We start from the raw sequence: 21,476 nt of genomic DNA on the forward strand, positions 1-21,476 counted from the left end.
TGGTCTTGCCACCGGCCTGTGGGAAGAACTGCGCATCGCGCAGTTCTTCCCCAAATGGTCCAGCGCTTGCGCTGGTTCGGGTCGAGGGGCGAACAGCCCCCGCGGGGCCCGGGGCAGCGCCCCGGCGCGGCGGCGCCGCCCTACGGGGAAAGTGGGCGCACGAGCACGAGGGCCTCGGCCTTGCCCGCGAGGAGGCGGAGCTCGGCGTTGCCCTTGGCGCCTGCGGCGCCTGCGCAGAGACGGTCGGTCAGAACGAACCGGCCGCGGGTGACGGTGTTCTCGCCGGTGGAGGCGTCGGCGAGACGGAGATCGAGACCCGTGCCGCCGCGATCGAGTGCGGCTACGACCTCGACGCAGCCGCGTGCAGGGATGTCGAAGGGCAAGGCTGTGCGCGCGCTGGCGTCGAGGGAGACGACTTGGGCCCCGGAGGCGGATGCGGCCGAGATGCGCGCTCCGCCGGCGTCGAGCACGGCGAGTAGACGCGCGGCTGCGAGGGGATGCGCGACGAGTGCGGCGGGCGCGGCTTCGTCCTTGCGGAGCTCCACGGCGAAGGGGCCGGGGCGCGCGAGGGCCTCCACGTCGAGCCGCGCCGGACCGCTCGGGCCACAAGCGAAGAGCGTCACGCCTGCGCCGCCGCGGCCCTCGGCGAGGAGGGCGCCTCGATCGTTCCAGAGCGAGGCTGCGGCGTCGGCGAGGGGCTTGCCTGCGACGACGTCGATCCGCGCGCAGCCGGCGGGCAAATCGAGCGCGGCGGCGGCGCGGCTGCCGAGCTTGGCCGAGCTGACGAGCACGGTCTTTGGGGCGCCGAGGCCCTTGCCGGCGAGGTCCTTCGCGAGGGCCGCGCGGGCCGCGTCGAGCTCGCGGGTCTCGGTCACGTGCTCGGCGCGCGCGGAAGGGTCGAGGGCCGCGCCCGCGCCTGGCGCGGAGCGGCTCGCCACGACGGCCACGAGGCCGGTGGAGGCGCGCGGGCGGATCGCGACCGTGACCTCGTTCGTCGTGGCGGAGCAGAGCACGATCGAGCGGTCGCGGCCGCGATCCTTGCCGCGCGCGAGGATGCGGCCCGCGGGGTCCTCCGCGACCACTTCGAGCGAGCCGATCTCGTCGCTCGGGGAGACGAACACGTCGAGACAACGGCCTGCCTCGACGGCGACTGTGAGGCGTGTGGCGGCGCGGGGCGCGACGGGCACGGCTGCGCGGCGCACGTCCTCCCAGCGGCCGCCGAGCCAGGCGCGATGCGCGATGAGCTTTGCTTCGAGCCCGGGCCACGCTTCCAGCCGACCCGTCTCGCCGCCGGATCGACCGCGCGCGCCGGCGGCTTGCTCCACCGCGGCCACGGCGGACGTTGGCACGCTCTGCACGCCGAGGCCGACGAGGCCCGAGCCCGACACGACACGCGCTGCGAGCCAGAGCCGCTTTGGGTGCGGCGGGCAGACGAGGACCGCCGGGCGTGCGTCCGTCGACTCGTCGACGGCGAAGCTCGCGCCGTCGTCCTCGTACGTGAAGAGATCCACGTCGACGACCGAGGGCGATCCGCGCGCCATGACGAGCGCGCACGCGTCGAGCGGGATCTCGACGAAGGCGCCGACCTTGTCGCCCTCGGAGAGGTATTCCGAGGCGACGACCTCGAGCGTGCCCGCGCCCGCGGCCTGCACACGCGCGGCGTCCCCGGCGAGGAGCGCGTGTCCATCGGCCTTCCCCGGGAGCACGCGTGGAGGCGCAGGCCGCGCCGCCGCGGGCTTTTCCGGTTTCACGGGCGCGCCGCCACATCCTGCGACGAACGCGGCGAGCGCGAGCGAGGCGATCCCAACGGGCAGGCGCGTCAAGGTTCGCCCCCTCCGAGCGCGAAGAGCGCGAATGTCCACCAGACACCCGAGCCGCGCGCCTCGATGTCGATCCGGGCTGACTCCTCGCTCTCGGCGCAGAATGCGAGCACGGCGCCCTCGGGACGATCGACCACCTCGTCGCGCATGTACCTGTCGCCGACGGTCGCCGCGAGCCTTAGGCCCCGCGACTCGCCCCGCGCGACCGCGAGGGCTGCGAGGTAACAGCGCCCCGGCTCCAGCGTGATCGGCACCATCGTCGGGCCCGCCACGCCGAGCGATTCGAAGACGGGTGCCGCCGTGGGCTCGGGCGCGTTTCGCCTGCGGAGCGCGTACGCGAAGCCGGCGCGCGTGCGCGCGCCCCAGTGGTTCGGGATCACGCGCGGGATGGCCCAGACCGCGTCCGTCGCCATCATCGGCACCACGCCCGCCGCGCCCGCGAACGGCACGGTGACGCGTGTCGCTTCGCCGAGGCAGAAGTCGAGCCGGGCGTCCGCGGTCTCGCTGCGATCACGCGCAAGCACGCGGCCCGCGTCGTCACGTGCTTCCGCGTCGACGTCGGTCGCGCGGTGCGGGAAGGTCGGGGGCACGGCGGCCATGATCTGGACGCGGTGGCAGCCTTCGCCGAGGCGGAGCTGGTATTCGCCCGCGCCCTCGGACGAGGCGACCAGGGGCACGCGCGTGAACCGCTCCGCGCCCTCGGCGTGCGCCCGCTGCTCGGCGCGGAGCGTGCGCTCGGCGAGTGGCCCCGGCTCGATGGGCCTTCCCGGATTGCCGCGCGGCGCGACCAGGCCGAAGGCGCGCTCGGGCAGCGCCTCGCGGTGATCGCCGAGCGGCGCGGGCGAGCGCGCCACGAGCACCTCGATCGCGCCGCGGGGCGAGCGCATCGAGATGACGAGCCCATCGAGATCGGCGCGGCGCGGGCCACATCGAACGAGCGAGACGGCGCCGAGCGAGCTCTTCGTGCCGCGATCCTCGGCGTCGATCGTGGGATGGCCGTGCGGCAAGAGGCCCGGCGGGAACGTGGGGCCGTCGGCCTCGGAGGCCGTGAGCACGGCGAAGTCGGCGCTCGGCGCGCCGAGGAACACGACCGTCGTGCAGCCGGGGACCTCGTCCTCGGGGCGCTCTTGCGAGACCTCGACGCGCTTGTTCCGGCCGTGTTCGAGGAAGATCGTCGGCAGGCGCGAGGTCTCGGCGCCGCGGGCTTTCCAGGTGCTCGTGAGGCGCTCGGCGTCCTCGGCGAGCTCGGCCTTCGCGCCGGGCGCGGCGAAGAAGAGGACGCCCGTGATCAGGGCTGCGAGCGAGGCCCCGCGGCGAGCACCTCGAACACCTCGGGCCGCAGGACCTCGGGCGGCGGCGCTTCGCCGCGCGCGATCATCGCGAGGATCTCCGCTTCGGTGAGCGTGATCCACGTGGACGCGTCCCCCGGGGCGCTCCGCGAGGTCGCCATCGAGTTCGTCCGGGTGGAGTGAAACGCGTCCTCGAAGCAAAGTGGCACGACCCCGAGCTCTCCGGGAGCATAGACGCGGAACGCCCGCTCTGCACCGCTCACGCCGCCTGCGTACGTCGATCCGACCAGGATGGCGTGGGAACAGCCGTGGTTCTGGCACACGATCGCGTCGAGCACTGCCTGCCGCCCCCCGCCGCGCCGCGCTGGCAGGCCCGCCGACAGGACCACCCGCTCCGCCGGGAAATACCGCTCGACGAGGACCTCGTGCGAGCGCAGGCGCATGGAAAGGCTCGCCGCCTCCGGCTCGCCGTCGCCTTCGAGCGCCTCGATCGCCTGGACCCACAGCCCTCCCGTGATCTCCAGCGCGACTTTGGCGAGGTGCTCCTCGGCCCGACGCGGTAGCGATCGCGCGCGTATGCCTGCGACGGTCGTGAGGCCTCGTGCCATGAACATCCTCCGCGTCGTGCCCACACCGTGGACCGAGGGCCCTGTGTTCGGCTCGAACACGGACACCTCGCCGCCCACGAGCACGGGTCCGCGCGTAAGGGCCCGCGCGAGATCCGGATCCTCCTCGCCGAGCGGCGAGGCGAGCGACGTCGGCGGGCGGTACACGTCGTTCACCTCGATCATCGCCACGGTTCGACCGTCCCGCGCTCGCAGCGTGGCGATCGCGCCGATGCGCAGCCCCCCGGCCACCTCCTCGCTCACGGGCAGCGTGATCGGCATGGGCCAGGCCAGGCCGTTTTCGAGCCGCATCTCCCTCGCGACACGAAGGAAATCCTTCTCGCCGAAAAACCCCCTGAGTGGCGAGAGCGCGCCCGTCGCGAAGAGCGCGACGTCGATCTCGGCCTCCGCGTCGAGGTCGATCACCGGCTTCGATCGCAGGTATTCGGCGAGCTGCCCCCGCGGGGCCGAGGGCGTGGCGCGGATCCTGAGCTCTCCGCCATGCGGCCGCCCGAGCGGCGGGCGGAGATGCGCGCGCACGCGACCCACGCTCCGCTTCAGCGCAGGGACGTACCCGAGCTCCTCCAGCCGCGCGACGATCCGCGCGAGGCTCTCTTCCTTGCTCTCGCGGTCCGTATAGACGGTGACCTCGGGCGACGCGGGCGGCTCGTACGGGTCGTCGATCCCCGTAAACCCCTTGATCTCGCCCGCCAGCGCCTTGCGGTAGAGGCCCTTCGGATCCCGGTCGGCGAGCGCGTCGATCGACGCCGAGCAGTACACCTCGACGAACCTCTCGATCTGCGCACGTTGCTCGTCGCGGATCGCTCGGAACGGGCTGATCGCGCCGGTGATCGCGCACGCGCCGCTCCGTGCGACGAGCTTCGCCACGAAGCCGATGCGGCGCACGTTGGTGTCGCGATCCTCCCGGGAAAACCCGAGACCCTTCGAGAGGTGCGTGCGCACCTCGTCGCCGTCGAGCACCTCGACGTGCACGCCACGCGTGCGGAGCTCCGCCGCGAGCAGCGCGCCGAGCGTGCTCTTGCCTGCGCCGGACAGGCCCGTGAACCAGACGACGAAGCCGCTCATAGGGTGTTCCATAGGCATCCCTTCCGGACCTCACCCTCCCCAACCCTCCCTCTCCACACCGTGGAGAGGGAGGGAGTTTCCGGCTCGATCCAGCGCCGTTCACCCCCTCTCCGCCGCGCGGAGAGGGGGTTGGGGGGTGAGGTTCTGGTTACTCCTCGACGACCGTGATCGCTTGGGCCACGAAGACCCGCGCCTCCGCGTCCCACACGAAGAGCCGGTGCTCGTCGATCTTGCCGTCGCGCACGCTCGTCACGAGGAACGCGAGGGGCCAGGCCGGGCCCGGGCCCATCGTGATCTCGCCGCCCTCGTGCGCGGGCGGCTCGCCCATGCTCATCACGGCCGCGTCCGTGGGGCTGAAGTACGCGCCCGCGTCGAGGTGCGAGTGGTAGAGGATCTTCACGGGGCGACCTTCACGCGCCGCGGTGCGGACCGCGTCGTCGAACTTCTTCTCGTTGAACGAGAAGTACGTGCGCGCCGTGCGGAAGTACCGCTCCGGATCGATTGCATGCAGCTTGTTCGCGACGTTCTGCATGACCACGGCCTCGTCGCAGACGAGCGGGATCGAAGCGGGGCCACGCAGGTATCCGCACGCCTCCTCGTCCGCCGCGTACCCCCGGAGCGCGTCCTTCTCCACGATGGCGAGCGCGGCGCGCGTGATTTTGAGGTTGCCGCGCGTCCACGGATGATCCGTCACCATAGATAACGCTTCTCCCATTTCATCGGCGCGAAGTACCGATCGCCGCGATCACACACGATCGCGACCACGCACCCGCCGCCTACCGTCTGGTGCAGCTCCTTGGCGATCTCCACGGCCGCGAACACGTTCGCCCCGCTCGAATGCCCGACGAGCAGCGACTCCTCGCGCGCGAGCCTGTCGGCCATGTCCCAGCCGTCTTCCGTGGTGACCCTCCGCGTCTCGTCGTAGGCGCTCCCGTCGTGGATCGCCGGCACGAGCGAGCTCGGCAGGTGCTTCAGCCCTTCGAGCCCGTGCATGGCCTCCGTGGGCTCGACCGCGACGCAGCGGATCGGGCGCGTGTGCTCCTTCAACCGACGCGACGTGCCCACGATCGTCCCGCTCGTGCCGATCCCCGCGACGAAGTGCGTGATGCGATCGCCGAGGGCGTCGAGGATCTCCACGCCCGTGCCGTGGTAATGCGCGAGCGGGTTGTTCGGGTTCGAGTACTGGTCCGGGTAGAAGTAGACGTCCGGATCCTTCGCCACGATCTCGCGCACGTACCGGATCGCTCCGTCGGAGCCCTCCATCGGATCGCTGAAGATGATCTCCGTGCCGAAGGCGCGCGCGATGTCCTTGCGCGCCTTGGTCACGTTCGAGGGCATCACGAGGCGTACGGGCACGCCGAGCGCGGCGCCGAAGATCGAATACGCGACGCCCGTGTTGCCGCTCGTCGAGTCGATGAGGATCTTGCCCGTGCCGAGCTTCCCCTCCTCGATCGCCTTCGTCATCATCCGCAGCGCGGCCCGGTCTTTCACCGAGCCGCCGGGGTTACAGAACTCGAGCTTCGCGTACACCTCGACGCTCGGCGCCTCCCGGGCCACGCGATCGAGGCGGACGAGCGGCGTGTTCCCGACGGCCTCGATCACCGAGCCGAAGCGGCGCGACCGCACGAGCGACGAGCGCATCCTAGGCGTCGCTGCCGCCCGCGATCGCGGGCACGATCGAGACCTGATCCGTCGCCTTCACCTCGGACTTCAGGCCGTCGAGGAAGCGGATGTCCTCGTCGCCGACGAAGATGTTCACGTGGCGGCGGACGCCCTTCGCGTCGAGCAGCCGATCGCGGATGCCCGGGTGGCGTTTTTCGAGATCCTCGATGATCTCGCCGACGGTCGCGCCCGTCGCTTCGACCTCGTCTTTGTTGGCGGTCAGCGTGCGCATGGGGGTGGGGATACGAACGACAGGCATGTGGGTCTCTCCGTGGTGGCTGCTACTTGAAGTACTCGTCGAGGCTGAAATACCGCTCCCCCGTGTCACAGAGCACCGTGACCACGTTGGCGCCGGGGCCGAGCTCGCGCGCGACGTCGAGCGCGACCTTCACGGCCGCGCCCGCGCTGATCCCCACGAGCAGCCCCTCCTTGCGGGCGAGCGCGACCTTCGTCTCGTACGCCGCTCGCTCACCCACCGTGCGCACCTCGTCGACGTGCTCGGGGTGATAGTTCTTCGGGACGAATCCCGGGGCGAGGCCCTGGATCTTCGTCGGGCCGCGCTCGCCGCGCGAGATCGTGGCGCAAGCTTCGGGCTCGACGGCGATGATCCGCGGACGTGGGCTCCTCCGGCGGAGCAGCTCGCCGACGCCGCTCACGGTGCCGCCGGTGCCGACGCCGGCGACGAACGCGTGGATCGGCTCGTTCGCCATCGCCTGCAAGATCTCGCGGGCCGTCGTCTCGCCGTGGACACGCGGGTTCTCGGGGTTGTCGAATTGCGCCGGCATGAACGCGCCTTTCGTCGTCTCGACGATCTCGCGCGCCTTCGTGATGGCGCCTTCCATCTGCTCTTCGGCGTCGGTCAGGATCACCTCGGCGCCGTACGCTTCGAGGAGCTGCCGGCGTTCGAGGCTCATGCTCGCGGGCATCGTGAGCACGCAGCGATAGCCCTTCGCCGCGCAGACGAGCGCGAGCCCGATCCCCGTGTTTCCGCTCGTCGGCTCCACGACGACGCCACCCGGACCGAGCGCGCCGCTCGCCTCGGCGGCCTCGATCATCGCGAGACAGATGCGGTCCTTCACGGAGCCGCCCGGGTTCTGCTGCTCGGCTTTCGCGAAGACGCGGCCGCGCGGCGCATCCACGTCGAGCCGCTGGATCTCGAAAAGCGGCGTGTCGCCGACGAGGTCGAGCACCGAGCCGACCACGCGCGGATGCGAGGGCAATGCAGGCTTTTTCCCGGGCTCGTGCATCACGCTCCTAGATGACGTAGTCGGTCCGCTCGACCTCGCCGCGGCGCAGTCCGAGGGCCTCGCCGCGCTGCACGACGTCGGCGATGGAGATGTCGTCGAAGGCCTTTTCGATGGCGACCGCGAGGTCCTTGAAGGCGGCCGCGGTCGCGTCCGGGCCGCAAGGTTCAGCGCCGCGCGGGCCTTCGTCCTCGGTGGGGCAGACGACGATCGGGCCTTCGAGGGCGCGGAAAACGTCGCCGATCGTGATCTCGGAGGCGGGCCTCGCGAGGTGGTAGCCGCCGCGCGGTCCACGCTTCGCGCCGAGGAGGCCGGCCTTCTTCAGGTCCTGGAAGATCTGCTCCAGAAAGCGCGCGGGGATCATCTCGCGCTCGGCGATCTCACGGATCTGCGTGGGGCGGCCGTCGTTGTGGAAGGCGATGTCGAACAACGCCCGCACCCCGTAGCGGCCCTTGTTGGACAGCTTCACGAGGCACGGATGTAGGTTGTTGCATCGGAAAAGTCAAGAATACGAGCGATCGACCCGCTCTGATGTGCTCTCCAGTACAAGGTAGCACCGCCTCGACCCGGTCGCCGACCGCCTCGACCCGGTCGCCGACCTCCTCGACCCGGTCGCTCGACCTCCTCGACCCGGTCGCCGACCGCCTCGACCCGATCGCTCGACCTCCTCGACCCGGTCGCCGACCGCCTCGACCCGGTCGCCGACCTCCTCGACCCGGTCGCTCGACCTCCTCGGCCCGATCGCCGACCTCCTCGACCCGGTCGCTCGACCTCCTCGACCCGATCGATGAGACAGCAAGTTTCCGTCTGCATCGACCCTCGTTCGCGGGCGTTCAACATGCGCGCATCGATTGCAGTGCTCGATGAACCCAAGCGCCCCTTCGAGGATCGCAATGACCCCGCGTCGCGATGCGTTTTCCCGGGTGTCATGGTCCAGGAGAGGGATCACGGAGAATGCCATGCCCATCCCGCCCGTCCCTGTCGGCTCGCTCGTGCTCGATTGTTCGATGCACGGAACGTTTCTCGTCGATCTCCCGCATCGCGCCCTGCGCGGCCTGCTCGTCGAGCGCCCCGGATTCTCCGAGGCGGTCTCGGAGGTCGTCGCCAATCAGGCCAGCGTGGGGCCCAAGGCCGGCGTCACGCAGGACGAGATCGACGCGATCCTGCTCGACAATGACCACATCGCCGATATCGACGCGGTCCTGCCCGCCGCCCGGAAGCTCGTCGAGCTGCTCGAAGAGAGCCGCGCGCATTACGACGACGACAGACAACGCAGGGTCCACGCCATCGCGAACTCCATCGAAGGTCGCGCGCGCACCACGGGGATCGCCGAGCTGCTCGCCAAATACGACAAGACCCGCGCCTACCGCTCGGCGACCGGCGTGAAGGGCGCCAAGACGCGCAGGGCCAAGAAGAAGAAGGCCGAGAGCACCAACCCCACGCCCTCGAGCCCGGCCGATTCCCGATAAACGTTGGCTGCCCCGCCTCCCTCCCGCCTCACCCGGCCCTCGGGGCCGGGTGTTTGGCCTTCCAAATCGAAGCCTTCCCCTCCCGGCGACCGCCGAGTATCCTGCACGGGTGTCCCGCAGGCCCATCCCTACCTGGTTCTTCGCGATGGTCGTCGTGCGGCGTGGTGACGAGTACCTGCTCGTGCACGAGCGCGGGCACGGGCAAACGTGGTACCTGCCCGGCGGGCGCGTGGAGCCGGGCGAGCGGATCGTCGACGCCGCGGTGCGCGAGACGCTCGAAGAGGCCGGCGTGCGCGCGGCGATCCAGGGCGTCCTGCGCGTCGAACACTCGCCGCACCCGAGCGGGACGGCGCGCTGCCGTGTGTTTTTCCTGGCGAAGCCCGACGGCGACCCGACCCCGAAGAGCGAGGCCGACGAGCACTCCCTCGGCGCCCGGTGGGTGAAGCTCGACGAGCTCGCGGGGTTGCCCCTGCGTGGCGAGGAGGCGCGCGAGATCCTGAATGCGGTCGCCGCGGGCGCCCCCTCCTACCCGCTCTCGGTGCTCACGTACGAGGGCGCCTCGTGGGCGCCCCGACGTCCGTAGCCTTATTTCGTGAGCTCGGCCGCGCGGGCGGCGATGGTCTTGTCCTTGTCGTTCTTGTACTTGGCGACGTAGGCGGGGCCGTCCTTGGGGTCGCAGCCGATGATGGCCGCCATCGTGTAAGACCGCGTGTTCGTGTGCACGGTGGGGGCGTCCGTGATGCGACGGGCGGCCTTGCTCCCCTTGCTGCGCTGGGCGGGCGTGAGGTCGCTCCGCTTGCAGATCTTTTCCAGCGCCATTCCCGTCTCGAAGCCGATGTTTTTCTTCACGTCGATGGTGGAGAGGTCGTCGAGCAGCTTGTCCGTGAAGGACGCGCACTTGGCGATCGAGGCGATCCTCTCCGCCGCGCGGTTCTTGACGAAATCGTCCTTGTCGGCGCGAAGGGCGTTGATGACCTTGCAGGTTTCGTCGGGAAAGTACGGGGCGAGGTCGCCGAGGAGATTCAGCGCGAGGCTGCGCCGCGAGGCGGACGCGTCTTTGCTGACCTCGATCCCGTAGGCTACGACCTTGGGGTCACGATTCGTGGAGCCAAAGCCCACCACGCGCACGAACGCGTCCGTGTAATCCGATACTGGGTGCGCCTTGGCGATCGTGATCGCCCGATCGATTTTGCCCACCTTGACGAGGGGGAGGCCGGCGACGAACCTCCCGAACAGGTCGCCGAGGGTCTCGTCGCGCTCCTTCTCGGCCAAGCCGAGGACGGCGTCCACCTTCGCGGCGTCGGCGGTCTCTTCGTTCAGCGTCTGCATGAGCTTCTCGGCCGCGACGCGTCGCTCCTTGGGATCCTGGCTCCCGAGCATCTTCAGGAGCTCCGGGTTCGCCTTGCCATTCTCGAACGCTTGCTCCGCCTCGAGCCATTTCCGGAACGCTTCGCAGTCGTCGAGCGAGCCGTTCTCGTCGGGGGTGCAGGCCATCGCGGCCTTGCGCAGCTCCGCGAAGCTCGGCTCCGGGGGCTCGGCGTCGCCTTCGCCCTCCTCGGAGGGAGGCGCTTCGGCCGCGGCTTCGCCCCCGGGCGCGGGCGTTTCGGATTTCGGAGCCTCCTTCGTGGCGTCGGCCGAGGCGGGCGGCGGCGTGGAAGCGCCGCAACCCGCGGCGAGCGCGGCGATCGAGAGAACGAGTGCGGGGGAGAACCGGCCTTTGAGCATGGCGGCGTCCCGTAGTCGATTCTGCGTCACGCGGGAAGCCGATTTTGCGTATACTCCCGCGCGATGGCCTTCTACCAAGCTCCCCCCGAGATCGGCAACCAGTACGACGACGACCGTGTTCTCCGCTCGTACTTGAAGCGTGTGTTCCCGTCCGACGTCCTCCGCGAAGCCGAGCCGAGCCTCCGCGAGATGGGCGAGCTCGCCGGCGGCGAGCTCTACCGGCTGCAGCTCGAAGACCGCCTGAACGAGCCCAAGCTGACGCAGTGGGACGCGTGGGGGCATCGCGTCGATCAGATCGAGGTGACGCAGGTCTGGAAACGTGCCGCGCGGATCGCCGCCGAAAAAGGCGTGGTCGCGACGGGCTACGAAAAGCGGAGCGGCGACGTGTCCCGCGTGCACCAGTTTGCCCTGGTGTACCTCTTCGATTCCTCGACCGACGTGTACACCTGTCCGCTCGCGATGACGGACGGCGCGGCCAAGACGCTGCTCACGCACCGCGACGTGCGCGACGAGAACGATTTCGCGGCGAGGGCATTCGCGCGCCTGACGAGCCGTGATCCGGCAAAGGCCTGGACGAGCGGGCAATGGATGACGGAGCGGACCGGCGGGAGCGACGTGGGGCTCTCCGAGACGGAGGCGCGGAAGGACGCGGACGGGAATTTTCGGCTGTATGGGACGAAATGGTTCACCTCGGCGACGACGTCGCAGATGGCGCTGACGCTGGGCCGCCCGGAGGGCAATCCGCCCGGCGGCCGCGGGCTCGCGCTGTTTTACGTGGACGTCTTCGGGCCGGACGGGCGGATGAATGGGATCCAGGTCAATCGGCTGAAGGACAAACTCGGGACCCGGAAGGTGCCGACGGCGGAGCTGACGCTGGCCGGGGCCTTGGCCATGCCGGTGAAGGGGCTCGCGGACGGGATCCGGAACATCTCGCCGATGCTGAACGTGACGCGCACGTGGAATGCGGTCTGCGCGGCGGCGGGGATGCGGCGCGGCATTGCGCTCGCCCGTGATTATGCGCGTCGCCGCGTGCAGTTCGGCGCGCCGCTTTCGGACAAGCCTTTGCACATCGACACGCTCGCCGATCTCTCGGCCGAGGCTGAGGGCGCTTTCCACCTCGCGTTCCGCGCCGTCGAGCTGCTCGGGCGCGAGGAGGCGGGTACGATCACGGAGTCGGAGGCGCGCCTTTTGCGCCTCGTGACGCCACTCGCGAAGCTCACGACGGGCAAGCAGGCGGTCACGGTGCTGAGCGAGGTGCTCGAATGCTTCGGCGGCGCCGGGTACGTGGAGGACACGGGGATCCCGCGCATCTATCGTGATGCGCAGGTGTTGCCGATCTGGGAAGGCACGACGAACGTGCTCTCGCTCGATACGCTGCGCGCCCTGCAAAAAGAGGGGCCGCTCGAGGATCTGCTCGCCGACATTCGAGCGCTCGTGTCGACGGCGCCGGACGACGCGCTCCGGCGGGCGGGCGAGGGGGCGCTTTCGGCGGCGACGCACGCGGCGCGGTGGCTCGCCGAGACGTTCCAGAAGGATCCGCTCGGGGTCGAGGCGGGCGCGCGGCGCTTCGCGCTGACGCTCGGCCGCGCCTACGAGCTCGCGCTGCTCGTGCGGCACGCGTCGCACGCGCTCGCGCACGAGAACGACGGCCGCCCGAGGGCGGCGGCGCTGCGGTTTTATACGCGCGGGGTGGATCTCGTGCGGGACGAGGAGGATCGCGCGCTCGCCGCCGCGCTCGCCAACGACGTCGCGTTCTGACGAGGATGTTCATGGAGAAGGCCGCCCGCCTCGAATTCGCGCCGCCGGAGGTCGTCGTGACGAACCTGCCGGGCGGAGGCATGATCCTGCGCTCGCCGAGGCCGCTCCCGGCTTATCCGCGGCACCTCGGCGAGCTGCTTTACGCCTGGGCGGATCTGGCGCCGGATCGGGTGTTTCTTGCCGAACGGGAAGCGTCCGGGGGCGTGCGTCAGGTGACGTATGGCGAGGCGGCTGCGGTCGCGGCATCGATCGGCGAGGCGCTCGCGCGGCGGGATCTCTCCGCCGCGCGGCCGATCGTGATCCTGAGCGAGAATGGCATCGATCACGCGCTGCTCGCGCTCGGGGCGATGCTCGTGGGCGTGCCCGTGTGTCCGGTGTCGCCGGCGTATGCGTTGCTCTCGCGTGATTACGAAAAGCTGCGGTACATCCTCGGCCTCGTGAAGCCGGGCCTCGTGTATGCGCGGGACGAGGGACGGTTTGGCCGGGCGCTCGGGGCGCTCGACCTCGGGGGCGCGGAGGTCGTGGTGTCCGAGGGCGGCTCGTCGGCGACGCAATTCGACGAGCTTTGCCGCGAGCTCGCGGGCGAGCGCGCGGGCCGCGCGATGGAGACGGTCGAGCCCGACACGGTCGCGAAGATCCTGTTCACCTCGGGATCGACGGGCGAGCCGAAGGGCGTGCTCAACACGCACCGTATGCTCTGCTCGAATCAGCAGGCGATCGTGGATGTCTGGCCATTTTTGCGGAAGAGGCCGCCGGTCGTCGTGGATTGGCTGCCCTGGAGCCATACGTTCGGGGGCAATCACAACTTCAACATGGTGCTGTTCCACGGCGGCACGCTCTTCATCGACGAGGGCCGCCCGATGCCCGAGCTCGTCGAGAAGACGGTACACAACCTGCGCGAGGTCGCGCCGACGCTGTATTTCAACGTGCCGCGCGGGTTCGACGCGATTCTCCCGTACCTCGAAAACGACGCTGACCTGCGGGACCATTTCTTCCGGGAGCTCGACCTGCTCTTTTATGCGGCCGCCGCGCTGCCGCAGAGCACGTGGAAGCGGCTCGAAGAGGTGAGCCAAAAGGCGCGGGGCGAGCGCGTCACGATGGTCTCGGCCTGGGGCTCGACGGAGACCTCGCCGATGGTGACGACGGTGCATTTTCCGATCGATCGCGCGGGCGTGATCGGCCTTCCCGCGCCCGGCTGCGAGCTCAAGATGGTGCCGAACGGCAGCAAGCTGGAGATGCGCGTGCGCGGGCCGAACGTGACGCCCGGCTATTTCGGCCGCGAGGACCTCACGCGCGCGGCCTTCGACGAGGAAGGATTTTACAAGATCGGCGATGCCGGCAGGCTCGCGGATCCGGGGGATCCGTCGAAAGGCATCGTCTTCGATGGCCGCGTGGCGGAAGATTTCAAGCTGACGAGCGCGACGTGGGTGCACGTGGGTCAGGTGCGGATCACGGCGATCGCCGCGGCGGCGCCCGTGATTCAGGACGCGGTGGTGGCGGGGCACGACCGGGACGAAATCGGCTTGCTCGTCTTTCCGAGCCTCGTCGGGTGTCGTTCGCTTTGCCCGGATGCAAAGGAAGAGCCGCTCGCATCCCTCGTCGAGCGGCCGGAGGTCCTTTCGCACCTCACGGCGGGCCTCCGCGTGTACAACGAGGCGCACCCCGGGAGCAGCACGCGAATCGCGCGGGTGATGTTCCTGGTCGAGCCGCCGAGCATCGACGCCGGCGAGATCACCGACAAGGGGTACATCAACCAGCGCGCGGTCCTCACGCGCCGCGCAGGCCTGGTCGAGGCGCTCTACCGCGACGGCGAGCCGGGCGTGATCGTGATTCGGTGACGATTCGTGACGCAAGGTGTCACGTTTCGCGCGCACGTTTTTGGATCCCGTCGTTCGCGGTGGGGATTATGATGTCGGGCTCACGAAGAAGGGAGCCCGGATCATGTACGTTGCGCGTTGGCAGTTCACGACCCGGTTCGGTCGCAGGGACGAGTGTCTCAGGGTGCTGCGGAAATGGTACATCGACGTGGCACAACGCATCGGTTGGCGGTCGCTGCGCGTCCTCTCCGGCAGCATCGGCGGGCCCGAATCGCAGGTCGAGCTCGAAGTGCAGATCGATAACGTGGACGATCTCGAAGCCGCATGGCGCGATATGGCCGCCGTGCCGTACCACGCGGAGTACCAGAAGCAGCTCGCCGAGGTGATCGTGGACGGCACCGAGCGCTGGACGATCCACCGCGTGGCAGACCTGACGCCAGCGGAGAGCTGAGCGGCGTTACGCGACGACTTCCTCCGGCGTCTTCGCCGCGAGGACCCGCGCCGTCCACTGATCGAGGGCGGCGGAGTCCGCAGCCTCGATACGAGCAACGACCGCCTGAGGCAACTCGCCGAAGCGAAGGCGCAGGAGCTGGAGCATCGTGCGACGTTGCCCGCGGAGGAGCCCCTCCTGGGCGCCTACTTGGAGCCCTTCCTGGCGTCCTTCCAGGCGTCCTTCCTGGCGCCCTTGCTCCTTGGCCTGGCGCTCCCACATGTCCATGATTTCCTGCGTGTTCATGAGCAACTCCTCGTCCGTGGGGGTGACAGGGGCCGTCGCGGCGAACGTTCCACGCGAGGGGGATTTCGTCAAATGGGGTGTGTCGAGGCCAGGGTTCGTCTCGGAAAATTTGTGTTTGGCCTGGCGAAAATTTCTACGCCCGCAGCACCCACGCCGCCCGTCCCTTCGCCGTCGACGTCAGCTTGAGCTTCACGCGTTCCCCCGCGGCCCGTTTGTTACGGCGATCGAACAGCACCACCGTGCCGCCCGCGAGCTCCTCCGCGTCGAGCACCTCCTCCAAAAACCCCACCGCGCGTGCCTTGGCACCCGATTCTCCTTTTCGCCGCGAGACCAGGACGAACGCCTCGTGTTGCTCGTCCCCGCCCGCGAGCGGGACGCGCAGCACGACGTCGATCCGGCCGCGCGAGCCGCCCCAGCGGACGTCGACCCAGCCGCGGGGCTCGACCATTCGATACAGATAACCCAGGAAGACGAGCTCGGGCGCGACCGCCTCGTAGGCCACGTCCGTGACGAGGTGGCGAGCGTGTGTCTTGTAAAACAACGCGAATGCGTGGAGGAGCGTCTCGACGTCGAGGGCGCCATCTGTCTTGTAAAACCGCGCCGGCTCGTCCGTGATGGCGCGCCCGACGCCCGAGGCGAGCAGGCGCGGGACGAGCGCGCGGTGGATGCCGCTTTCGATACGCGCAGGGTCGTCCTCGGCGAGCAGGCCGAGGCTGCGCGCATAACGGATGTCGCCGCCCTGGGCCCGCGCCACGAGCGCCGTGCCCGCGAGGAGGGGCTCGACGACGCGGCGGACGCGTGGCTCGGCAAGGCGCGCGGCGAGGGCGTCGATCGGGGTCGTGCGGTGATCGACGAGGTGATGGATGGCCGCGCGGACGTGCGCTTCGCAAACGGTTTCAGCACGCGGGACGATCGTCACGAGCTCGCGGCCGAGCGCCTGCACGAGGAAGGGATGGCCCGCGGTCGCCTCCCGCGTGGCCCGGATCGCGGCCTCCTCGAAGGTTTGCCCCGTTTCGTGGGTGTGCTGCGCATACAGCGCGCGAATCTCGTCCTCGGTGAAGCTTCGAAGCGATTCGGGCGATAAGGCGGTCTCGAAGGGGCCCGTGAGGCCCGGACGAACGGGCGCGTCGCTTGCCGCCACGAAAGGTTCGAGGCGCAGGTCGCGCGTTCCGGAGAGAACCACGGACCACGGAAAGGCCGCGGGGCGACGCGGAAAGCCGATCTCGAGCTGGCGCAGGACCGTCCGGAGCGCGGCGCCGTGCAGCGTGTCCGCGCCGTCGAAAAAAAGGACGAGCGGGCGAGGACAAACCTGCGCCCAGGCCGAGAGCGCCGCCCAGAGCCGCGTGCCGTCCGCCGAGGCGGGGAAGGGCGGCGGGCGCAGCTCGGGCGGCAAATCGTGCTCCGCGGAGAGGCGGATCGAGGCGAGCAATGCCTCCTCCGCGCGCGCGACGTCGTCCCCGAGGGGCTCGCCGACCTCGGCGGAGACCACGAGCGCGGCATACCGATCCGACGCCAAGAGCTCGGCGGCGAGGGCGCGCAAGCTCGTGGTCTTGCCCGTGCGCCGCGGCGCGCGCACCAGGAAATACGCGCCTTCGTCGACGAGGCCGAGGCCCTCCGCGAGCCGCGGCGCCGCGGGCAGGTGATGGTGGCGCGCAGGATCACAAGGACCCTCGGTGCTGAAGGTGCGCATGGGCGAGGCGCAGGATATCGAAGGCGGCCCGGGCCGAGAAGCCTCGGGGCCCGGCGCGGATCGTCAGCTGAAGATCGCGCGGAAGAGCAGGAAAAACAGCGCGGAGAGCGTCATCGAGGCGGGCAGCGTGAGCACCCAGGCGAGGCCGATGTTCCGCACCGTCGAGCCCTGCAGGCCCGAGCGCTGCGCCACCATCGTGCCGGCGATGCCCGAGGAGAGGACGTGCGTCGTGCTCACCGGGAGCCCGAGCCACGCCGAGACGCCGATCGTGCTCGCCGCGACGATCTCCGCCGACGCGCCCTGCGCGTACGTGAGGTGGCTCTTGCCGATCTTCTCGCCGACCGTCACGACGATGCGCTTCCAGCCGAACATCGTGCCGATGCCGAGCGAGAGCGCGATCGCCACGAGGACCCAGTTCGGCGCGTACTCCGTGAGCGCACGCAGGGCCTTGCGCTCCTCCGCGAGCTTCTTCGTCTCCGCGGGCGTGAGGCCGAGGTGGCCGCCCTTCTGCATGTTGTCGATGGACTTGTCCGCGAGCAGGAGATCCTGCCGGAACTTGAAGCGATCCATCGGCGCGATTTCCTTCGCCGATTTGCGGCCGTCGAGGAACTGGTGGAGCTCGCCGAGGCGCACGAGCGTCTTCTCGGCCTCCACCTTGGAGTGCTGATCGTAGTGGTCGCGGACGAGCGCCGCGACGTTGTCCGTGGCGCGCAGCGTGCGCTCGAGCTCCGCGGGGCTCGCATCCATGTTGATCGCGAAGCCGGCCGGGACCAGGCCGATCAGGATGAGCATCACGAGGCCCACGCCCTTCTGGCCGTCGTTCGAGCCGTGGGCGAAGCTCACGGCCGCGCAGGTCGAGACGAGCAGGGCGCGGGTGCCGCGCGGCGGCGGCGCGTCCTTCGGCGGCGGCTCGAGCAGCGCCTTGTTCGTCGTGTAGCGCTTGATCAGGACGACGAGCAGCGCCGCGAGGCTGAAGCCGAAGAGCGGCGAGACGAGCAGCGCGATGCCGATGTCCGCGGCCTTGCTCCAGCTCACGCCGTCGCCGAACTTGTGGCCGGGCAGGAGCGAGTTGGCGATGCCGACACCCAGAATCGCGCCGATGAGGGTGTGGGAGCTCGACGCGGGCAGGCCGAGGTACCAGGTGCCTAAGTTCCAGGAGATCGCCGCGAGCAGGAGGGCGAGCACCATCGCGAGCCCCGCGCCCACGCCGCTCGAGACGAGCAGCTCCACGGGCAAGAGCTTCATGATGCCCATGGCGACCGCGATGCCACCCGCGAAGACGCCGACGAAGTTGCAGAGGCCAGAGAGGACGACCGCGACGTGGGGCTTCAGGGAGTTCGTGTAGATGACCGTCGCGACCGCGTTGGCGGTGTCGTGAAAGCCGTTCACGAACTCGAAGCCGAGGGCGATCAAGAGGCAGAGGACGAGGAGCGCGCGCACCCCGTTGCCGAGCGACGGATCGAGAAGAGCCTCCATGAACACGAGAGCCTTTCGGCGCCCCGGGGGCTGCTCATCCGCGCCATGACCCGAGGGGTCTCGCGCGTCGGAGACGCGGGGCGCCGTCTCCTTACAGGACCAAGCACCCGCACGCTAGGTGCAGGTCCGTCACAGCACCGTGACAGAGGGGTGTCTGAAGAGTGGCTTTTCAGGTGAACGGACGTGTGTCGTGTCCTGGATCTCAACGCGCCGGCGGGCGTTTGTGCTGGGCGGCCTCCCGGAAGGCGCGAATCCCGAGCGTCACGGCGTGATCTGGGCCGAGCTCGGCCTCCGCGAGGGGGAGCGCGCGGTCGTAAAGGGAGAGCGCTTCGTCCACCCGGCCCTTGGCTTCGAGGAGGTTTCCGAGGCGGACCAGGGTGGGACGGATCTCGGGCGGATCGGCGCCCGTCGCTCCAGCGTGGGCGGCGAGCGCGCGTCGGTAGAGGTCCTCGGCCTCGTCGGCGCGGCCCTCGGCCTCGACGAGGGTCGCGAGGTTGTGCTGCGCGAGCGCGAGGAGACTATCGACAGTCCGCGCGTCGGTTTCCGTGAGGATGCCGATCGCGCGCCGCAGGGAGCGCGCCGCGTCATCGCGACGGCCCGCCGCCGCGAGCACCGTGCCGAGGTTGTAGAGGGCCTCGGCCGCAGGGCGCGAGCGCGCGCCGAAGACACGTTCGGTGGTCGTGAGCGCGCGGGCGAGGAGGAGCTCGGCCTCCGCGGTTTGTTTTTGCTTGCCGAGGAGCAGGCCGAGCCGGCCGGCGACGTCGGCGATCGCGGCCTCGTCGGGGCTGCGCATGCGCTCGTACCCCGCGAGGAGCCGGCGGTAGAGGCGGATCGTCGCGTCGAGGCGGCCGGCGCGCTCGTGGATCGCGGCCGCGAGCTCGTAGAGCTTCGGCAAGCGGGGCTCGGTGGGCGCGCCGGCGAGCGCCTCGGCGATTCGAATGGCCCGCGTGCAGGCGGCGAGCGCGTCCTCCGTGTGGCCCGCCGAGAGCCGCGCCGCAGCGATCACATAGAGCGGCGTCGTGAGCTCGGCTGCCTCCTCGCCGAAGACCTCCTCCCCGATCAGGAGCGCTTCCGACGCCGCGGCCTCGGCCTCGGCGTTCTGCTTGCGTTCGAGCAGCGCGGGCAAGGCCGCGAGCTTGCGCTCGAACGCTCGTTTTCGCAGGGCCCGGCGGAGGCGACGCAGCATGCGCTCGCTCCTTTCTACGGCCGGACGAGGTCGCGCAGGTGGCGCATCGACGGCGAGCCGAAGCTCAGCACCTTGTCGTGAAAGGTTCGCTCCGTGAAACCCGGAGCGCCTTCGTTCGCCGCGCGGAGCTTCATCATCTCGGTGAAGCCGTAATAGTAGGTCGTGAGCTGCGCGCTCGTGAGCAGCGCGCGCTTCCACTTGCCCACGGCCTCGCCCTCCTCCTGGAACGCCTCGTTCGTCATGAGCGCGAGCCCTTCGGCCTCGGTCATCGAGCCGGCGTGCACGCCGTGATCGAGCAGCGCGTTCACCGCGAGCCTTAGCACCATCTTCTCGCGCTGGATGCGCACCTTCGGGCCGCCGAAGCCGTGCTTGGCCATGACCCACTCGCTGTAGACAGCCCAGCCCTCGACGAACGGGCCGCTCGAAAACACGGCGCGGAGCTTCGAGGGGAAGCGGTTGTTGTGCATGAGCTGCAGGAAATGCCCGGGCATCGCCTCGTGCACGGTGAGGTCGGCGAGCATGCTGCGGTTGTACTCGCGGTAAAACGAGAGACGGCGCTTGTCGTCCCAGTCGTTCGGCGTGGGCGCGATCGCGTAGAAGGTCTCGGCGCGCTCCTCGAGCGGGCCCGAGGCGTCGCAATACGCGATGGACACGCCGCGCCGGTACTCGGGCATCTCGATGACCTGACAGACCTCGTCGGGCACCCGCACGATGTCGCGCTCGCGGACGAACGCCGTCGCCTTCTGCACGAGATCACGCGCCTCCGAGACGATCGTCTCGTTCGTCGGGTGATCGTCGCCGAGCGCGTTGAGGACCTCGCGCACGAGCTGCTTGCGATCGACGAGCGTCGTCGTCGTGGGGAGCTTGCGCTTCGGGAAGAGCGTCGGCCAGAGCTCCTTGGAGGTCTCGACCATCTCGGCCTGCGTGCGTTCGAGCAGCGCGCGGGCGCCCTTTGCGATCGCGTCGATGTCGACGTCGTCGTCGAGGTAGTAACGGAGCTTCTTCTCGAAGCGCGCGCGGCCGAGGCGGATCTCGCCGTCGCTGCGGGGGAGGAGGTCCTTTTCGAGGAAGCCCTGGAAGTCCTCGAGCGCCTTGGCCGCCCGCTCGCTCGCGGCCGCGAGCTCGGAGACGAGCGCGGCGTCGGGGAGTTTCGCGTAAGGGGCGAGGACGTCACCGCGGCAGAGAGAGACGAGGCCGCGGTTCTGCACGATGGCCGTCTCGGTGTGCAGGCGCGGCGGACGGCCGAGCCGCTTCTTCGCGGCCTCGACGATCGCAGGGATGCCTTCGAGCCGGCCCACGAGGCTCCGTGCGCGGGACGCCGGCGTGCCGAAGCTCCGCGTGACGAGCGGATCGAGTCCGTCGCCGACGAGGCGCGTGTAGTAGAGCGGGCTCGCGGAGGCCTCGCGCAGCTCGTCGATCGCGAAGATCGCGTACCGGAGCTGGTTTCCGAGCATCGCATGATCGACGCGGCCCTGCGCGTCGAGGGCCGCGACGGAGATCCGGCCGAGCTCGTCGAGAAGGCCGACGTAGAAGCGGCGGGCCTCGGCCTCGCCTTCCTCGCTGCGATCGGGCCAGCGCGCGTCGTGCGCATGCTCGCCCGCCTCGGTGGCCGCGACGGGCTCGCGCGCGAGGTAGCCCTTCAAAAAGCGCTCGGAGAGCGCGGCGAAGGTGCGATCGGGCGCGTCGGGCGGAGCCGGAGGATCGACAGGGCCCGGCGCGGACGCGCTGCTCGCCGAGGCGGTTCCTTCAGGCTGGATGGGCGGCGCTCCCCCGGCAGGAGAGCACGACAGCGAGGAAACGGTGGAGGTGGTGGACATGACGGCGATCGCAACGAGACGTCGGGCGGACGCGGGGAGCACGATCGACGCTCTAGCCTTTTGCGAGCGCGGAGGGAACGGAAACGGCCCGGAGCC

General features: G+C 70.0%; 18 protein-coding genes. 5 read left to right on the top strand and 13 right to left on the bottom strand.

Annotated elements, in window-relative coordinates:
- Window positions 1–140: 140 nt before the first annotated feature.
- From KEG38_RS49855 to KEG38_RS49885, 7 genes are all read right to left on the bottom strand, one after another.
- Entirely contained in the window at window positions 141–1,823 is a 1,683-nt protein-coding gene (locus KEG38_RS49855; RefSeq protein ID WP_272427974.1) for a hypothetical protein, read from the bottom strand.
- Window positions 1,824–3,108: 1,285 nt separating this feature from the next.
- A complete protein-coding gene (gene cysC, locus KEG38_RS49860; RefSeq protein WP_272427975.1) occupies window positions 3,109–4,800 on the bottom strand; it encodes an adenylyl-sulfate kinase in 1,692 nt (563 codons plus the stop codon).
- Between the two features lie 148 nt (window positions 4,801–4,948).
- Window positions 4,949–5,497, bottom strand: a complete 549-nt coding sequence (locus tag KEG38_RS49865; RefSeq protein WP_272427976.1) for a M67 family metallopeptidase — start codon at window positions 5,495–5,497, stop codon at window positions 4,949–4,951.
- Window positions 5,491–6,426, bottom strand: a complete 936-nt coding sequence (locus tag KEG38_RS49870; RefSeq protein ID WP_272427977.1) for a PLP-dependent cysteine synthase family protein — start codon at window positions 6,424–6,426, stop codon at window positions 5,491–5,493. Before KEG38_RS49870 ends, KEG38_RS49865 begins: the two co-directional genes overlap by 7 nt.
- Before the next feature lie 16 nt (window positions 6,427–6,442).
- Window positions 6,443–6,721 carry a MoaD/ThiS family protein gene (locus tag KEG38_RS49875; RefSeq protein ID WP_272427978.1) on the bottom strand — a complete coding sequence of 93 codons (279 nt, stop codon included), beginning with the start codon at window positions 6,719–6,721 and terminating at the stop codon, window positions 6,443–6,445.
- A 22-nt stretch (window positions 6,722–6,743) separates the two neighbouring features.
- Complete coding sequence (gene cysK / locus KEG38_RS49880) at window positions 6,744–7,709, bottom strand: cysteine synthase A (protein WP_272427979.1); 966 nt, start codon at window positions 7,707–7,709, stop codon at window positions 6,744–6,746.
- Window positions 7,710–7,716: 7 nt separating this feature from the next.
- Window positions 7,717–8,175 carry an RrF2 family transcriptional regulator gene (locus KEG38_RS49885; RefSeq protein ID WP_272427980.1) on the bottom strand — a complete coding sequence of 153 codons (459 nt, stop codon included), beginning with the start codon at window positions 8,173–8,175 and terminating at the stop codon, window positions 7,717–7,719.
- A gap of 490 nt (window positions 8,176–8,665) precedes the next feature.
- On the opposite strand from KEG38_RS49885, the gene KEG38_RS49890 reads away from it, so the two are divergent.
- Both KEG38_RS49890 and KEG38_RS49895 read left to right on the top strand, forming a co-directional pair.
- The gene (locus tag KEG38_RS49890; RefSeq protein ID WP_272427981.1) at window positions 8,666–9,175 is read left to right on the top strand and encodes a hypothetical protein; all 510 of its coding nucleotides are present in this window, start codon (window positions 8,666–8,668) and stop codon (window positions 9,173–9,175) included.
- Between the two features lie 109 nt (window positions 9,176–9,284).
- Window positions 9,285–9,758: an NUDIX hydrolase gene (locus KEG38_RS49895; protein ID WP_272427982.1), complete on the top strand. Its 474-nt coding sequence runs from the start codon at window positions 9,285–9,287 to the stop codon at window positions 9,756–9,758.
- Window positions 9,759–9,760: 2 nt separating this feature from the next.
- On the opposite strand, the gene KEG38_RS49900 is transcribed toward KEG38_RS49895, so the two are convergent.
- Window positions 9,761–10,900 carry a hypothetical protein gene (locus KEG38_RS49900; protein WP_272427983.1) on the bottom strand — a complete coding sequence of 380 codons (1,140 nt, stop codon included), beginning with the start codon at window positions 10,898–10,900 and terminating at the stop codon, window positions 9,761–9,763.
- Between the two features lie 63 nt (window positions 10,901–10,963).
- Between KEG38_RS49900 and KEG38_RS49905 the strand changes: the two genes are divergently transcribed.
- The 3 genes from KEG38_RS49905 (at window position 10,964) to KEG38_RS49915 (ending at window position 14,926) form a co-directional block, all read left to right on the top strand.
- Window positions 10,964–12,658 carry an acyl-CoA dehydrogenase family protein gene (locus KEG38_RS49905; protein WP_272427984.1) on the top strand — a complete coding sequence of 565 codons (1,695 nt, stop codon included), beginning with the start codon at window positions 10,964–10,966 and terminating at the stop codon, window positions 12,656–12,658.
- A gap of 11 nt (window positions 12,659–12,669) precedes the next feature.
- Window positions 12,670–14,496, top strand: coding sequence for a feruloyl-CoA synthase (locus KEG38_RS49910; RefSeq protein ID WP_272427985.1), 1,827 nt, complete (start codon window positions 12,670–12,672; stop codon window positions 14,494–14,496).
- Window positions 14,497–14,599: 103 nt separating this feature from the next.
- On the top strand, window positions 14,600–14,926 hold the full coding sequence (locus tag KEG38_RS49915; protein ID WP_272427986.1) for a hypothetical protein: 327 nt from the start codon (window positions 14,600–14,602) through the stop codon (window positions 14,924–14,926).
- A gap of 6 nt (window positions 14,927–14,932) precedes the next feature.
- On the opposite strand, the gene KEG38_RS49920 is transcribed toward KEG38_RS49915, so the two are convergent.
- The 5 genes from KEG38_RS49920 to KEG38_RS49940 all read right to left on the bottom strand — a co-directional run bounded on the left by KEG38_RS49920 (window position 14,933) and on the right by KEG38_RS49940 (window position 21,380).
- The gene (locus KEG38_RS49920) at window positions 14,933–15,211 is read right to left on the bottom strand and encodes an RpnC/YadD family protein (RefSeq protein WP_272427987.1); all 279 of its coding nucleotides are present in this window, start codon (window positions 15,209–15,211) and stop codon (window positions 14,933–14,935) included.
- 133 nt (window positions 15,212–15,344) lie between these two features.
- Window positions 15,345–16,901 carry an ATP-binding protein gene (locus KEG38_RS49925; protein WP_272427988.1) on the bottom strand — a complete coding sequence of 519 codons (1,557 nt, stop codon included), beginning with the start codon at window positions 16,899–16,901 and terminating at the stop codon, window positions 15,345–15,347.
- Window positions 16,902–16,964: 63 nt separating this feature from the next.
- On the bottom strand, window positions 16,965–18,377 hold the full coding sequence (locus KEG38_RS49930; RefSeq protein ID WP_272427989.1) for an inorganic phosphate transporter: 1,413 nt from the start codon (window positions 18,375–18,377) through the stop codon (window positions 16,965–16,967).
- A gap of 202 nt (window positions 18,378–18,579) precedes the next feature.
- Window positions 18,580–19,563 carry a tetratricopeptide repeat protein gene (locus tag KEG38_RS49935; protein ID WP_272427990.1) on the bottom strand — a complete coding sequence of 328 codons (984 nt, stop codon included), beginning with the start codon at window positions 19,561–19,563 and terminating at the stop codon, window positions 18,580–18,582.
- Window positions 19,564–19,577: 14 nt separating this feature from the next.
- Entirely contained in the window at window positions 19,578–21,380 is a 1,803-nt protein-coding gene (locus KEG38_RS49940; protein WP_272427991.1) for a DUF885 domain-containing protein, read from the bottom strand.
- Between the last annotated feature and the right edge of the window lie 96 nt (window positions 21,381–21,476).

The sequence above is a fragment of the Polyangium jinanense genome, from assembly GCF_028435265.1.
GTDB classification, from domain to species: Bacteria; Myxococcota_A; Polyangia; order Polyangiales; family Polyangiaceae; genus Polyangium; species Polyangium jinanense.